The sequence below is a fragment of the Pectobacterium sp. S5 genome, from assembly GCF_051707265.1.
GTDB classification, from domain to species: domain Bacteria; phylum Pseudomonadota; class Gammaproteobacteria; order Enterobacterales; family Enterobacteriaceae; genus Pectobacterium; species Pectobacterium polare.
In genome coordinates, this window is sequence record NZ_JAULSZ010000001.1 from 1,804,980 (window position 1) to 1,820,394 (window position 15,415).

The 15,415-nt window shown below is 55.8% G+C and carries 7 protein-coding genes; 1 reads left to right on the top strand and 6 read right to left on the bottom strand.

All coding sequences use genetic code 11. The features are described from left to right. Positions 1-3: 3 nt before the first annotated feature. From phnG to aepX, 4 genes are all read right to left on the bottom strand, one after another. Positions 4-447, bottom strand: a complete 444-nt coding sequence (gene phnG, locus QWJ20_RS08145; protein WP_226307660.1) for a phosphonate C-P lyase system protein PhnG — start codon at positions 445-447, stop codon at positions 4-6. After that, on the bottom strand, positions 448-1,341 hold the full coding sequence (locus tag QWJ20_RS08150; protein WP_277512630.1) for an NAD(P)-dependent oxidoreductase: 894 nt from the start codon (positions 1,339-1,341) through the stop codon (positions 448-450). It abuts the gene before it with no gap. 52 nt (positions 1,342-1,393) lie between these two features. Next, positions 1,394-2,548: a phosphonopyruvate decarboxylase gene (gene aepY / locus QWJ20_RS08155; RefSeq protein ID WP_433992252.1), complete on the bottom strand. Its 1,155-nt coding sequence runs from the start codon at positions 2,546-2,548 to the stop codon at positions 1,394-1,396. 180 nt (positions 2,549-2,728) lie between these two features. Beyond that, positions 2,729-3,661 (bottom strand): phosphoenolpyruvate mutase, encoded by a 933-nt coding sequence (gene aepX / locus QWJ20_RS08160; RefSeq protein WP_211025986.1) that lies wholly within the window; start codon positions 3,659-3,661, stop codon positions 2,729-2,731. 789 nt (positions 3,662-4,450) lie between these two features. Here aepX and QWJ20_RS08165 point away from each other — a divergent pair. Continuing rightward, positions 4,451-6,532 (top strand): DUF4034 domain-containing protein, encoded by a 2,082-nt coding sequence (locus QWJ20_RS08165; protein WP_433992253.1) that lies wholly within the window; start codon positions 4,451-4,453, stop codon positions 6,530-6,532. 389 nt (positions 6,533-6,921) lie between these two features. On the opposite strand, the gene QWJ20_RS08170 is transcribed toward QWJ20_RS08165, so the two are convergent. Together QWJ20_RS08170 and QWJ20_RS08175 are read right to left on the bottom strand one after the other, a co-directional pair. Next, a complete protein-coding gene (locus QWJ20_RS08170; protein WP_433992254.1) occupies positions 6,922-9,036 on the bottom strand; it encodes an amino acid adenylation domain-containing protein in 2,115 nt (704 codons plus the stop codon). Continuing rightward, positions 9,033-15,410, bottom strand: a complete 6,378-nt coding sequence (locus tag QWJ20_RS08175) for an amino acid adenylation domain-containing protein (protein ID WP_433992255.1) — start codon at positions 15,408-15,410, stop codon at positions 9,033-9,035. Before QWJ20_RS08175 ends, QWJ20_RS08170 begins: the two co-directional genes overlap by 4 nt. Positions 15,411-15,415 lie beyond the last annotated feature (5 nt).

Genomic DNA, 15,415 nt, shown 5'->3' on the forward strand with positions numbered 1-15,415 from the left:
AAATCATTCCCCCCTGACCAAAGTAAAGAAATTCACTCGGCTGGCCGCGACGTCATGCTGTTGCTGTTCACGACGCGCACGCTGCTGGTCTGCTAACGGTGTGATGATGCGTTCCCATATTTCATGGAAATAGGAGCGGGTTTGCAGGAGTGCATCGATCCAGGCGCACAGCTCGGCATGCGGCTTGTTTCTGCCCGCGATATAGCTGTAGCCGCACGTTCCATCTTCCAGTTGCACCGCCGCGCGGGTCACCGTCATGTCACCCACAATAAAGCGCGGGCCATCGACCTCCATTCTCCCTTGCAGCTGGATCAAACCGATCTGCGTCGGGCGTAAGAGCTGGTAGTCCGTTGGAAAATGCAGCGTGTCCCAGTGCGCTTCCAGCGCGGAAGGATCGCTGTGAGCGAGAATAGACATCCAGCGTTGTCGCTGTGTTAGCTCTGACATCTAGTCCCTCCCCGCTGGCAAAGTCCGTGAGAGATAAGCAAAGCAGGCCGTTTGATCCTGAGGCTCGGCCGAAAGATCCGCCGTGTTTTGATAGCACTGTCGCGCCGTATCGAAGAACTCGCTTTGAATCGTCGAGCGCTGGAAAAGCGTCTGTGCCAGATCGAGATCTTTCAGGCGAATGGATAACGGGACAGACACGGCTTCACGCGGGTTCAGATAGCGATCCAGCATCACTTCCATATAGGTCGAGCGTCCGCGCCCCAGCGTCAGCGCGTTTGCCAGCACCTCCGGGGCAATGTCGTGGGCTTCCGCCAGCAATAGCGCTTCCGCCGCCACCAGCAGATGCACCGCCTCGCAATAGTTATTAATCACCTTCATGGTCTGTGCGCTGTGGTTACTCGCCATCAGCACGTAATGATCCGACAGGCTGGTGATGACGTCGTTAACCGCGCTGGCAACGTCATCCGCATAAGGCCCGACCCAGGCAGCAAGCTTGCCCTGCCGCGCGCCCTCCGGCCCGCCCGACACCGGACATTCCACATAATGCGCGCCATGCTGGTGAAAAAAGGCCTCCATCCAGCGGCTCTCTTCCGGCCCTATCGTGCTGATATTGAGCAACACAGGACGATAGCGGGTCAGCTTCTGTATGACCTCTTCAGACTGAAAAACGTCACGTATCGCCTCCGCATCCTTCAGGCAGATGAGCACAATTTGTTTTTCCTGCGTGAACAGCTGGTGCAGTTCGGGGACGGCTTGAGCACCTTCGGCAGCCATCTCGTTCGCTTTGCGGTGAGTCCGGTTGAACACGCTAAGCGAAAAATGCCGCTGTAATAGTCTGAGCGAGATCGCTTTTCCTAATACACCAACACCAACTAAAGAAACAGAATGAGTCATATCGGCAATCCTTGTCGCTAAGGGGTGGGCAATACTCAGGTATTGCCGCTCATCAAGAGATCTGAGGAGGTGTATTAAGAAACTGCATAAATGCATCGCGGTTTTGCGCGGGAGAGGTCGCTGGCCGCCCCAGATCGCTGCGATGACCCACGCGGCATTGCACCTCAATGAATTGACTACGTTGTGCCTGCAACGCCTGTTGCAGCGCAGCCTGTAAGGCCTCTTCTGTCTCGGCGTAGTAGGTCGCGCCATAACCGCTGGCGGCAGCGATAGGTGCCAGCGGTAAGCGGGACGCCGCCGTGGGCTGCCCTCCCACAGAGTCATGGGCACCGTTGTTGATGACGATGTGTATCAGGTTGCTTGCCTGGGCGGTGTTCGTCAGTCCGCCCATGTGCATCAGCAATGCCCCATCGCCATCCAGACACACGACTTTCCGCTGCGGCTGCGCATCACACAGGCCCAGTGCGATCTGGCTGGCCAGGCCCATTCCACCGACAGTCAGAAAATCTCGCTGATGCCCTTCCCCGCGCTGTTCGCGCAGTTCATAGAGTTCACGGGACAACATGCCCGTGGTGCTGACGATAGGGAGATGAGATGGCAGTACGTTCAGGCAGGCCGCGACGATGGCTTCTCGCCGCATCAGCGTCGTCTCAGCCGTTGGGTTGACGGGGGCTTCTGGCGAGGAAAAGGTATTTTTTCTCACCACCAGCGCCACAGGACGGTGTTCATCATGCGCACGCTGGAGCAACGCCTGAATATCATCCCACGGCGGCCTGTTATGGCTATCCAGCACGATATGCGGAATATCTAGCACATTGAGCTGAGGCAACGTGACTCGCCCCTGCATAACATGCTGCGGCTCATCGTGCAGTTGCTTACCGCTCTCATCGACTTCGCCACGCCAGCCAATAATGAGTAACAGCGGAATGCCATAAACATCCGGCGTAGCCAGAGAGCAGAGGGGATTGATCGCATTGCCCAATCCCGAGTTTTGCATATAGACCACGGGCAGCGTTCGCGTCGACAGATAATGCCCCATCGCCATGCCCACCGCGCAACCTTCATTACTCGCGATACGGTGTGCAAGCCCACTATTATTACTTCCAATCGCCAGACAAAATGCTTTTAATAATGAATCAGGGACGCCACTGAAGAAATGCACGCCACGTTGAACAAGAAACTCGATAAGCTTATTCGGGTCAATCACAATAAACCTCCCCTTCGCATCACGCTATATTTAATAGCGATGATAACGCCTTGGCTTTTTCATTATGTGGTGCGGATAACTAGGGGCAATATAATGGCTTTCCCTCAACAACAGAAATAAGCCTACAGCGCTAAATAATAGCGTTATAAAATAATTATACTGACACCCTAATATAGCGCGTTATCGCGTACCGGGTATAAGATCCAGAATGTCTTTTATCGACATGCATTTATCCTCAACTTCCAGCGTTCGACCATGCTTGAGGATTTCTGGCAGAATGGATTTCATGGCAGGATAAGCCGCACGTAACATATGGTTGGCGTAAATAACGATATTGAATCCACCATCAATCAGCTGATCGAAAGTAATATCGTTAAAACTGGTTGGAACACAAACCAACGGTAAATGGGGGTAATGATCGCGGAATTGTCTGGCGAACGTTAAAATCTCAGAAGGGTTCTTATGCCGACTGTGGATCATAATGCCATCGGCACCGGCATCAGCATAATGCAGGGCACGGTTTAGCGCATCCTCCATACCGACGTCCAGAATCAGGCTCTCAATACGCGCGATCAGCATAAACTCAGGTGTCAGCTGTGCCTTTTTGGCCGTCGTAATTTTTTCGCAAAAATCCTCTATAGAAGCCTGCGTTTGCTTTACATCGTTACCAAATAAAGAGTTCTTCTTCAGGCCCGTTTTATCTTCGATAATCATGGCGGAAATACCCAGATTTTCGGCAGCCCGGATGCGGTGGGCCAAATGCTCCGTTTGTCCGCCGGTATCGCCGTCAAAAATTAACGGCCGGGTGGTAACATCAAATATTTCCGTAATGGCATGGAAACGGTGGCTGATATCCACCAGCTCGGTATCGGGTTTCCCCCGCAGAGTCGAATCCGTGAGTGAACTCGACCAAAATGCATCAAATTGATAATGAATATCGCCATCTTCATAAGCGGCTTGTTCGATTAATAAAGCAGAAAGCGGACTGTGAGCCTCCATCACACGAATACCTTTTTGCTGCTGTAATAATTCACGGAGCGCACTGCGGCGTGAACCCGGCGTGCATCCCTTATAGGAATCCGTTGGGGTATGATTAGATAAAATGATAGACATGGTTATCTCCTATGTACCATAGAGTTGGGGGTATACTTTCCCTAGTAAACCAAGTGCAACAATCAAAAGACCACACGCTATATTTATTTCAATTAAATAGACCAACAGCTCGATTCTATTCGTTGAAGACAACTCTTCAATAGGGGTGGAAATTTTTTGTTTATTTTTTAATTTCGCCTACCTTATTGAAATAGCATCAATTTTAAACGAGAAGAAAACATTAGAAACAGGACGTTAATTACAATACACATCGTTATTCATGTTAAAAAACTAAAAAAATAGTTATTTTTGGTTATTTAATTCGATACATATCTACTACGCAATGAGGAAGTACAGAGAGGAAATACGATTGGGATGGATATTCACTACTGAGAATATAATTAGAAGATAAATTATTAGCATGTAAATTCGATAATATTGATAGACTATCATGGTTTTATGACAATTTTATTTATGCCTCATCAATGTGGAAGTATTGAATACCAAAGTATGGCGTTAGCGCGGCAGTTTAAAAATTTTGGCATTTGTCCATCCAGAGTCGACTTTCAGGCAACGATCTAAACCAGCAACGTCCTGCCGTCTCCGCTTCCCCCGCCCTCATTCACACACTTTTAAACGGTTATTTACATTTATGTAAATATCGATGTCTGAAAACCGGTTTGTTGGTATAACTGTAATCATTATCAAGTAGATACAACACAGTCACCCCCGAAATCCTGCCTGCACATGTTGCTGATGAAGCACCGTGTGTCGGCATTATGACTCAACAACAGGCTAAGAATTTACGCTATGACATTAATTTCTGAATCACTCACCGCATTGGTGAAGCGCCGCGCGCAGCTGCGCGAGATGTTCGCGACGCATCAATTCGATGTACTTGATACCCTGCTGGAGCAAGAACATCAGGTTTGGCTGGACGGCCCAAACCTGCCTTATACCTATCTCTGGCACGTCAATTCGCTCTTTGACCCAGCGGTATCTGATGCCGATACCCTGCCGCACTTGCAGGCGTGGGTTGCCGCACGCCCTGAGAGCTATCACGCCACTTATCTGACAGGGCAATATTGGGAGAACGCCGCTGCGCGGATTCGCACCTCAAGTAGCGGAGAATATGTCGAAAACGATCGCTGGATAGGAGCGGAGCTGGCTCGCGATCTGGGCGTCGCGGCATACCTGCGCGCCAGTGCTTTACATCAGCGGCCTGCTCTGACCTTTTCACGCCTGTTTCGTTTGACCTGCTATTTAGGGGAACCACAGTGGCTCGGCGTCTTACTACAAGGCGGTGAGCCACTGACCTACGCACAGCGTCAGGCGCAGATTGAACCCGAGCTTTGGGAAGCCGGTCTACAGCACCTGCGTAATGAAGGTGCACAAGAACTTGTTGAGCTTCCTGTTGCTCTGCCCGCTTCACTGCCGGCCAGAGAGGAACACGAATGGGAAGAGCCTATGCACTACTGGCTGCGTGCCACCTTAGCCGTTCGTCCACAGGACGTAGAAGTGCGCAAAGAGTGCGTTTACTTCCTGTACCCACGCTGGGGCGGCAGCCATGAGGTCATGACACAATTTATTGATGGACCACTGTGTGAAGTGCTGACAGAGCAGGAACGTAACAGCCTGCGTGTGACGCAGTGTTGGGACTACCTTGGCTATGCTGGACTTATTCCAGACATGGGCGATACCGAAAGCATCACGTACTGTCGGGAAACGTTCGACTGGCTGCTTAGTCTGGAACTCTTTCCAGAAACCCGCGCGCGCGTTTTACGCCAGTACGCCTGGTTCCTCAGCCACTATGCACGCATTGAGGATGAAAACGGCATTCGCTGGAATATAGCGGATATGCAACTGGCCTACGATCTGATGGTGGAAGCGTGGCAGGTTGATCCGCCAGAATCCGATCCCGAAAGCGATGCCTTCAGCACATTAATCAGCTGTCTGGATTTCGCCCACATCGAAGATACTTTTGGCCTAATGCCGAAATGGCTTGAACGCAGCCAATACTGGGGCGACACGCACTATGAAACCACCATTGCGGCGCTCGCCAGTAAATTTGGTTTCTACGGTATCTCAAAAGGCCAATTTGATAGCGATGCGCTGCTTGCCCGTTGCCGCGTAATGAAATCAGATACCAACTTTGGTCAAGCGGCCACAAACCTGTTCGAGTTCGTTTCTGAAGAAGCGGGCGTATTCCTGCTGCACGAAGCCGCCAACTGGGGCGAAGCTTCCTCAATGGCCGCGCTGTCGGATCTCTATTCCGGTCATCTTTCCCGCCGTAACGGCCGCGATCCTTCACCTTACGAAGATCAGGAAAAATCAAGCTACTGGCAGGAACGGGCAGCGGATGCAGGCAACGAGATTTGCCAGTACAACATTGCCTATTGCCTGACCAGAGATAATGAAACGCTGTCGCCAGAGCAATACCAGCGCGTGCGCGAACTGATGTTCAGCGTACTGCGTCACCCGAATGTGGGGAAAACGGTGTGGACGCGAGCAGCCAGAGAACTCAGCACGCTGCTGCTGTTTAGCAACATTGCGGAAGATCAGACTGTCTGTGTGGATGTCGTCCTGCCCGAATTATGGAACGACGATGATGATGATAACCGCGACTATGCGGCAGGTTATTACTCGTATGCTTTCCGTAACGGCGCGGGCGTCGCCCAGAATAGCTATCTGGCCAAAGTGTGGATCGACCGCGCGTTGGAAATCAGCCCTGATAGCCAGTACAACCACGATCGTGCGAACGAAATCTATCAACGCAGCGGCATGCTGGGCGGCGTTCGCGCCAAAATGGGCTTTAGCCGCGATAAAGCACAAATGGATGCGCGTGGACGTGCGATCACGTTTGGCGATGACGCGAATCAGGAGCACCAGTAAGCCCCCCTATCATCGTGCTGTTTTATATACAAATAATATAGCGGCGAAACTGGGGTTGACCGTTACCCGGCGTAAGAAATTATGCTGAGGCGGGAACAGGTTTAGGATGAGCCGCATGGACGCGGCGAAAGCTTGCGCCACGTATGGAACGTGTCGCAAGCGGTCCGTTAAACCTGATACCGACGAAGGTATCGCGCAGCGACATAATTTAGCCGGAAGCCAGGGTTCACAGGGCGACGGCAACTGAGCCGCCCTGTGCGGGCGCGTGCTACGGGGTAGCATGAAAATAGCAGTATTGTGGCGCACGAAACCGTCTCCGCATTCGCATAGAATGTGACGAGGATACTGCTCATCGCGGTGAAATGGCTGCACCGCTGCCCCAGAGGCTATCAGACGTCCGTCAAACGCTTGCGATCGACCTTACCGCTGCCGGTTTTGGGCAGCTTGTCGAGCACCACAATGCGTCCCGGCACCATGTATGCTGGTAAGAACTGATGCAGCTGTTTGCGCAGCGCCAGCTTGGTCATCTCCGAGCCGGGTTTATATTCCACGTAACCGACCAGTACCGCCTCATCTCCCTCACCCTGAAGTTTGACGGCCGCATCCTGCACTTGCTCGATCCGCTTCAATTGCGCCTCGATTTCCCCTAACTCGATGCGAAATCCCCGTAATTTTACCTGATCGTCGAAACGCCCCAGATACTGATAACTATCGTCCGCCAGCAGCCTGACTTTATCGCCGGTGCGGTACATTCGCTGCCCGGATTCTACCTGCTGAATAAAACGATCCTGCGTCAGATCGTCACGCTGCCAGTATCCGCTGCTCAGCGCATCACCGAGAATGCACAGTTCGCCGACCATCCCTTCCGCCAGCGGATGACGATCGTCATCGATCACCAGATGCTGATAACCCGACAGCGTGTTGCCCAGCGCGACCGTGTGCTGATTCTCCAACGCCGCGCCATCAATCTGCGCCATCTGCGACCAAATTGTCGCTTCGGTTGGCCCATAGCAGTTCCACAGCGTCCTGCAACGGCTGACCAGACGCTGCGCCAGTCGCAGATCCAGCGCTTCACCGCCGCACAGCGCGACCAAGTCGGGTTTACCCTGCCAGCCCGCCTTGAACATCATGCGCCAAAACGCAGGTGTGGCCTGCAAGACATTGATTTCCGGTCGAGTCTGCAAGTACACCGCGACCGCCTGCGGATCTTTGTATTCCTCATGCGTGGTCAGATGCTGCACGCCGCCAACCCATAGCGGCGCAAACACTTCCAGCATGGAGATATCAAACGCCAGCGTGGTAATCAGCAGCCAGTTGGCTTTATCCGTTAAGGCCAGCCGATCGACGCTGGCATGAATAAAGGTTTGCAGCGCCCGTTGACCAATCACCACGCCTTTTGGTTTCCCCGTCGAACCGGAGGTAAACATCATGTAGGCCGCCGTTTCCGGTCCACCGTCCCGCGCCAGCTGTACGCTCGCCGTGGAATCGCTGGCGGCATACGGCAAATCGCAGAGGTTCAGTATCGGGCAGTCAAACGCCAGCGAGCCGCCGGTATAACCGTCCTGCAAGACCGCTGCCAGCGCCGCTTCCTGCTGAATCGCCTGTAGACGCTCCCCCGGAAAATCCGGCTCCAGCGGCACAAACGTCACCTGAGAAAACAGACAGGCCAACAGTGCCGCCACGGTGTCAGGCTGGCGGCTAAGGTGCAGCCCCACGCGCTGACCAGCCGTCACGCCCTGTGCAACCAGCGCCTGCTGAATCAGCGCCACCCGTTGCAGCAGTTCCCGATAGCGAATTTCGCGTTCCTGAAAGACGATCGCCACGCGATCCTGACGCGCTTCCTGAGCGAGGCGTGCCAGCAGTTCATCATGCAGCTCGAGCGTCGTCGCCCTGTGCGGTAACGGCACCACCTGCGGGCTGAGGCGAATCTGTGCCAGTCGCTCCCAGCGCGGTGCCAGCAGGCCATCAAGTAGCTGCGTAAGATCGCGGGTAATACGCTGTAGCTGCCGATTGTCGAACAGCCCATCAGGTGCCGTCAGAATGACCCGATCGTTCTGAACCTGTACGATCAGCGCCACGTTTTGCGCCGCTTTTTGTACTGCCACAGGTAACGATGCCATCTCCCCCACGATCAGCAGGCTGCTAAACAGCGCATGCTGGGTATCTGCGGCCGGAATCTCTGGCGCAGACTGCGGATCGCACGACGATCCCACGGCAGCGATCCACTCGCTGACGAGGCGATCGCGCTGGTAAAAATGCACGATCAGCGGCCTTACGTTGTCAGGAAGATCGGCCGTGACGAGCGCCGCACACACCTGCTCTTCACCGCTGTATTTGTACAGCAGCCAGCTCCACGCCGCGCTCACCAGCGACGTGGGATAGTGCTTAATCAACTCACTGCTGTGCCGCTGTTCACCGTGCGCGGCACCCACCCGCTGCCCGAAGGCCGTGGGCTGTTGGATATCCGCCAGCGGGTTCCCTACAGCTTCATCGTTCCCTGTCATGACAGCGTTTCCTCATTGGCGGTAACTCTCGATTGTGCCAGATACCCGCTCAGCGCCTGCGGTGACGGGTAGCGTTGTAGTAACGCCACGCTCACCGGCTGTGCTAACGTCCGGCTTAATGCCTGTGCCAGCGCAATACGCTGGAGCGAATCAACACCGCTTTCACACAGCGTCTGCGACCAGAGGCTGGATTCACCGAGGCGGTGTTCACTGAGGCTAGGTTCACTGAGTTTCAGCGTCTGCGCCCACACGCGCAACAGCGACTGGGCAGACGGCGAATCAGGCGAACCAGCGTGATTCTCCAGCGCAGTTTCCTGCGTCGTGCCGCGTGCCGCCACGGCGGCGGTCGCCTTACTATGTCCGATAATCTCGGCTGGCTGCTGTGGTGAACTATTCACCAGCGCCACCACTTCGTCATGCCAGCGCATCAGCACGCGACGCGCCTGCGCGCTGTCCAGCACATCGGCATCAAACTCGAAGCGCAGCAGCATGCAGCCCGCCTGTTCACGCACCACCAGATTTAGCGGCATCTCGACTTTTTCATAGGAGGCTGAAAATTCAGGAGATAACCGATGCGGCTCATCAGCGCGTTGGCTATGTTCTGCTTTCGCGTCTGGCCGGTTTTCATTAACGGGGTAGTTTTCATAAATAAACAGGCTGTTGAACAGACGCGGACGTCCGGCCGTCAGCGCAATCAGCGACTGCGTAGCATGCTGATTCATCGCCATCAGCTCATTCTGCAACTGCACCAGATGCTGTTGCAGCGATACCGGCTGCTGCCAGCTCAGCGCCAACGGCAGGCTGTTGATGTACAGACCCACGCTGCTCGCCACGTCCTCCACCGGACTTTCCCTGCCCGACAGCACATTCCCGACAATACTGACCGCATCGCCGGTCGAGCGCGCCAGCAGCCGGTGCCAGGCGTATTGCGCAATAATACTGTGCGTGACGCCCACCTCGCGGGCAAAGGCGATTAGCGTCGCCTGATCCTGCTCATTCAGACTCACGCCAGTGACCTGCGGTTCAACCTGCGTCAGATGCTGGCTGAGATCGGCGCGTTTCCCCGCCGCCGCAAACAGCATCGCTACATCGTTCGTCTGCGTCAGCAGCGGCTGCCGCTGCTGCCAGAAGGTATCGACAGCGGGCTGCTGCGCCACGGCGTGCAGCGCGTGATCCACATAAGCACGATCCGACTGAATCGCGGATGTTTCGCCGCGCATCAGCAGCAGATAATCACGATGCACCGCGCCCAATAGCTGCGGGCCACTCCAGCCATCAATCACGCTGTGATGACAGCTCAGGAGCACTCGATAGTCACGCTCACCCAAACGGAAACAGGCAATGCGCAACAGCGGCGGCTGCGACAAGTTAAATCCGGTGCGTAAATCCTGCTGGCGATAGCGCTCGATGACCGCGTGCGGATCGGCTTCCTGCGCCACATCCTGATAGTAGAAAGGCAGGTCTGCCAGCGTCACAATCACCTGCACACTGGCACACTCGCTTTCCAGCGCGGCACGCAGCGCCGGGAAACGCTGAATTTGACGCTGCCATGCCTGACGATAACCTTCCACATCCAGCGCCTGCGCATAGCGAATCGGCGTTTGCAGATGGTAAGCATCGTCCTGCGGACAGCGCAGGCGGTGATACAACATCGACTGCTGGAGCGATGACAGCGGCAGCAGAGTGTCGATGTCATAACGCTGCGACAGGCTGTCGAGTTGCGTCTGGCTCAGCGTCACCGCCGGGAAGTCACTGGGGGTAAAGGCGGTGCCGTGGTTCAGTTGGGCCAGACAGGCTTCCGTCAGCGCACGCAGATTTTCCGTCAGCCGCACCATCAGGCGTTCGCTGTCACGCTGGTTGAGGCAACCCACCTGACGCATTGTCAGCCGTCCGCCCGCAATTCCCCCGTGAAGACTGATAACCTCCGCCGGTTTATTCTCCAGTGAGACGCAGCTTCCCGGCGCGACATCCACCGGACGCCACACGCCAGCCGCCTGAACCGACAGCCCGAGATAGTTGAACACAATCGGCGACAGCGTCAGCGAATTGCCCTGCGGGTGATGGTAGCGCAGCGGGTTAAACCCGACGCCTTTATCCGGCACCTGACGCAGCTGTTCTTTGCTGGATTTAATCAGAGAAGCCCAGTCGGAGCGATCTTGGAGACGCACCGGATAGGTGCTGGTAAACCACCCCACCGTGCGGCTGACATCCAGCGTCGGATCAATCGCTTCGCGGCCGTGTCCTTCCAGCATGATGCGTGCTTTGTCGCCCCAGCCGAGATCGTTTAGCGTGCGGGCCAGCGCTGCCAGCAGCAAATCGCTGACTTCGGTATTAAAGGCACGGTTGGCCTCACTCACCAGTTGGCCTGTGGTTTCCGCATCCAGCGTCAGAATCGCGGCGCTGGCCTGGCCCTGCGGATCTTTCGCCGCCAGCAGCGCCGTCTGATCCACGCCATCTTCCTGCGCCTGCCAGTACGTCAGCTGTTCCGCATGCTGTGTAGCATAGTTATTCAGCGCCGTGCCCCACTGGCGATAGCTCGACGTTTTCGGCAGCAGCGGCTCACCGAGGTACAGCCGTTCCAAATCGTCGACCAGAATGCGCCAGGACACGGCATCAATCACCAGATGGTGGAAAGCGAGGAACACAGCCGTGTCCGCCTGCGGATGGTGACGCACCAGTGCGGCGGCCATCGTTCTTCCCTGCGCGGGATCGAATTCACTCTGCAACGCGGTAAACACCTGTTGCAGGCCGTCGTCGCCGAGCTGGCGATAATCCAGCGTCTGCAATGTAGGGCAAGGCACATCCGTCAGATAGCGCTGTCCATCAGCATCACAGGCCAGACGCAGCGCGTCATGCTGCGCCATCAGCGCCTGCAACATCGTCGTCAGGCATTCGGTATCCACGTCCGGCAGTTGAATCATCGCCGCCTGATTCCAGTGTTCAGGACGCGCCATCGGCTGTTCCATAAACCAGCGCTGAATCGGCAGCAATGCAAATTCGCCTTCCAGCGTGCCCTGCTCCGCGACAATCCCTGTGTCGCGGGTATTCTGTGCCAGCACGCGGCACAGACGCCGCACGCTCTTCGCCTCGAAAACGTCTTTCACCGTGCAGATATAGCCCGCGCTGCGCAGACGGGTGGTCAGTTGAATACTGAGAATGGAATCGCCGCCTAAGCGGAAGAAATCATCCTCAACGCCCAGCGGCGTATTCAGCACGCTGCGCCAAATCGCCAGTACGTCCGCTTCCAGAGGATTATCGGCTTCGCCGTCTCCTTCATTGGCCTCAAGCACTGGCGGCAGCTGTTTCGTATCGAGTTTGCCATTCGGCGTCAGCGGCATGTCTTCCAGCAGAATCAGCCGGAAAGGCACCATGTATTCCGGCAGGTGCTTCGCGACATCAATCAGCACGGCCGCAGGTTCCGGCGTGCTGCTGTCGGCTTTCACTGTGCCATAGGCGACCAGCGCCGGACGGTTCCCGACCTGTGCCACGATGACTTTAACCTGCTTCAGCGACGGACAGACCGCCGCCAGCTGTGCCTCAATTTCCCCCGGTTCAATGCGGTAGCCGCGCAGCTTAATCTGCTCATCAATACGGCCACAGTATTCATAGTCGCCGTTGTTCAGCAGTCTGGCCTTATCACCCGTGCGATAAATGCGCAGCGTCGCCGTGCCGTGTTCGACATTATTCACATCACTCAGCGTGATATGTTCAAAGCGGCTGGCCGTCATCTGTGGCTGATTGAGGTAGCCACGCGCCAGCCCAAGCCCCGCAAGGCATAGCTCTCCCGGCACGCCCGCCGGACACAGTTGCCCGGCCGCGTCCAGAATCAGCGCCTGAATATGGGTGATAGGTTTACCGATGGTGACAGGCTGACCTTTACGCAGACGGGTGCTCAACGCGGTGACGGTACACTCCGTCGGCCCGTACATGTTGTACAGCGCGACCCTATCGGCCCAGTTTTCCACCACGGCGTTCGGGCAGGCTTCACCGCCCATGCCAATCGCCTGAATGCCATTAACGTGCTGTGGATCGAGAATCGACATCAGCGCCGTCGGCAGGATCAGGTGCGTCGCGCCCGCCTGTTCAGCCTGCATAATCGCCCGATCGTTAGGCTCGCCAAACGCCAGCGTGCCACCGCTGCTCAGCGGCAGCAGCGTCGTCATGTTGCCGGCGTCAAACGAGAGCGACATACAGTTGAACATGGTGCTTTGCGGCGTGAAATCGATGCGATCGCGATGATCATCCAGCAGATTGATCAACGAACCGTGTTCGATCATGACGCCTTTCGGTTGACCGGTCGATCCCGAGGTGTAGATCACCTGCGCCAGCTGTTGTGCGTGGCGCGGAATGGCTGGCGCTTCATCGCCCGGCAGATCGTACCACTGTGCAGCAACCGTAGGATCGGTCAGATCGATGCACTGTTCGGCAGGCCACTGTGCCAGCTGTTGCCCATCGCCGCCGAGAATGACGGCAAGATTGGCATCGGTAATGATGTGGCGCAGTCGCTCTGGTGGATAGTCGGGATCCAGCGGCACATAGGCGGCACCCGCTTTCCAGACGGCCAGCAGCGCAATGACAAAATAGCGATCGCGTTTAGCCAGCACGCCAACCAGCGACTGTTCACCCAGTCCCTGACGGTGCAGCCAGTGCGCCAGCTGATTCGCCTGCCTGTTCAGTTCAGCGTACGTCAGCGTATCCGTGCGCTGTTCGCCATCAAAGGCGATCGCCAGCTGCTGGGGATCGCGCTGAGCGATGGCTTCAATCACGTCGGTTACCGTCAGCTGCGGCTGCGAATAGCTACGCGGCAGTTGCTGACTCTCTGCCAGCACGGCGGCAAATCGCTCCGCTTCCATCAGCGGCAGATGCCAAACGTCGGTTTCCGGTGCCTCCACCACGGCCTCAATCAGCCGGATAAAGCGGTCAGCGTAATACTGGATCGTCTGGCGCTCAAACAGCGCGGTCGCAAATAGCCAGTCCAGTCGCACCTCGCCCATCAACTCCGTCACCTTGACCGAAATATCGGTCTTGGCAGGCAGCACGGGCGACGTTTCTTCCGCTGCATCACAGCCGGGGATCAGATCGTTGAAATCCACTTTGGCCTGATACACCAGCATCACCTGGAAGATCGGGTTGATCGCAGTGGTACGATCGGAACCGATCGCCTCGCTCAGCGCTTCAAAACGGTAAAGTTGATGATCGAAAGCCGACAGATCCTGCTCGCGGCAATATTGCAGGTAATCGACAAAGCGCTGGCTGTCCTGCAACTGGGTGCGCAGCACGATGGTGTTAACGAAGAAGCCGACGACGTCTTCGATATCCGGCCGCTCGCGGTAGGCCAGCGGCGAACCAATAACGATATCTTTCTCACCGCTGATGCGCGCCAGCATCAGGGAAAACACCGCATGCAGGCCAATGAAGTTAGACGTATTGTAGCGCTGGCACAGGCGTTTGAATTTATCCCACAGATCGTTGTTGATCGCGGAGAAGATCACCTCACCGCCGCTATTCTGGTGCGCCGGACGGGGTTTATCCAGCGGCAGGCTGTGCACCTCAGGGATCCCCGTCAGTCGCTCAACCCAGAACGGCTTGAATTCGTTGTGGTAATCCAGAAATGACGCAGAATTGAACCAGTGTGCGTAATCGATATAGTTAAGCTGAGTCGGTTCGACGGGATGAGGTTGACGGTTTTGACAGGCCAGAAAAGCCGGTTTGAAGTCCGCAAACATATTCTTCACCGACCAGCCATCGGAAATAATATGGTGCTGGGTGATCATCAGCACGTGCACCCGTTCGCTCATCTTCACCAGCCGCACGCGGGTGAGATCGCCTGCGGTGAGCTCGAACGGGCGGCTGATTTCCGCTTTTACCTGCTGTTGCAAGCTCGCTTCCCGTTCAGCTTCTGGCAGCAGCGAGAAGTCATCATGCTGTATCACAAACGGTTGATAGGCATCGATACGCTGTTCACCCTTGCCTTGCTCATTGACCACAAAGCGGGTGCGCAGGCTGGCATGGCGCTGCGCCAGCGCGTCAAAGGCAAACTCCAGCGCGGCCACATCCAGCGTGCCGGTCAGGCGAAAATAGACCGGCATATTGTAGAGGTGTGACTGCTCTTCGTACTGTTCGATAAACCACAGTCCGCTTTGCGATGACGACAGCGGGCCAGACGTCGCATTCTGCGGCGTGATGGGGTGCTCAAACGCCTGCTGCGCCGTCAGGCAGCGCACAATGGCGTCTTTGTTTTCCTTAATCGTGCGCCCAATGTCTGCCGTGATCGCGTCTTTGTTGGACTGCGAAATCAGCTGTCCCTGTGCATTCAACGCCAGACGAACGCCCTGCCGTTCCAGCTGCTTTAACAGCGTTACGATATCTTTCATGACTT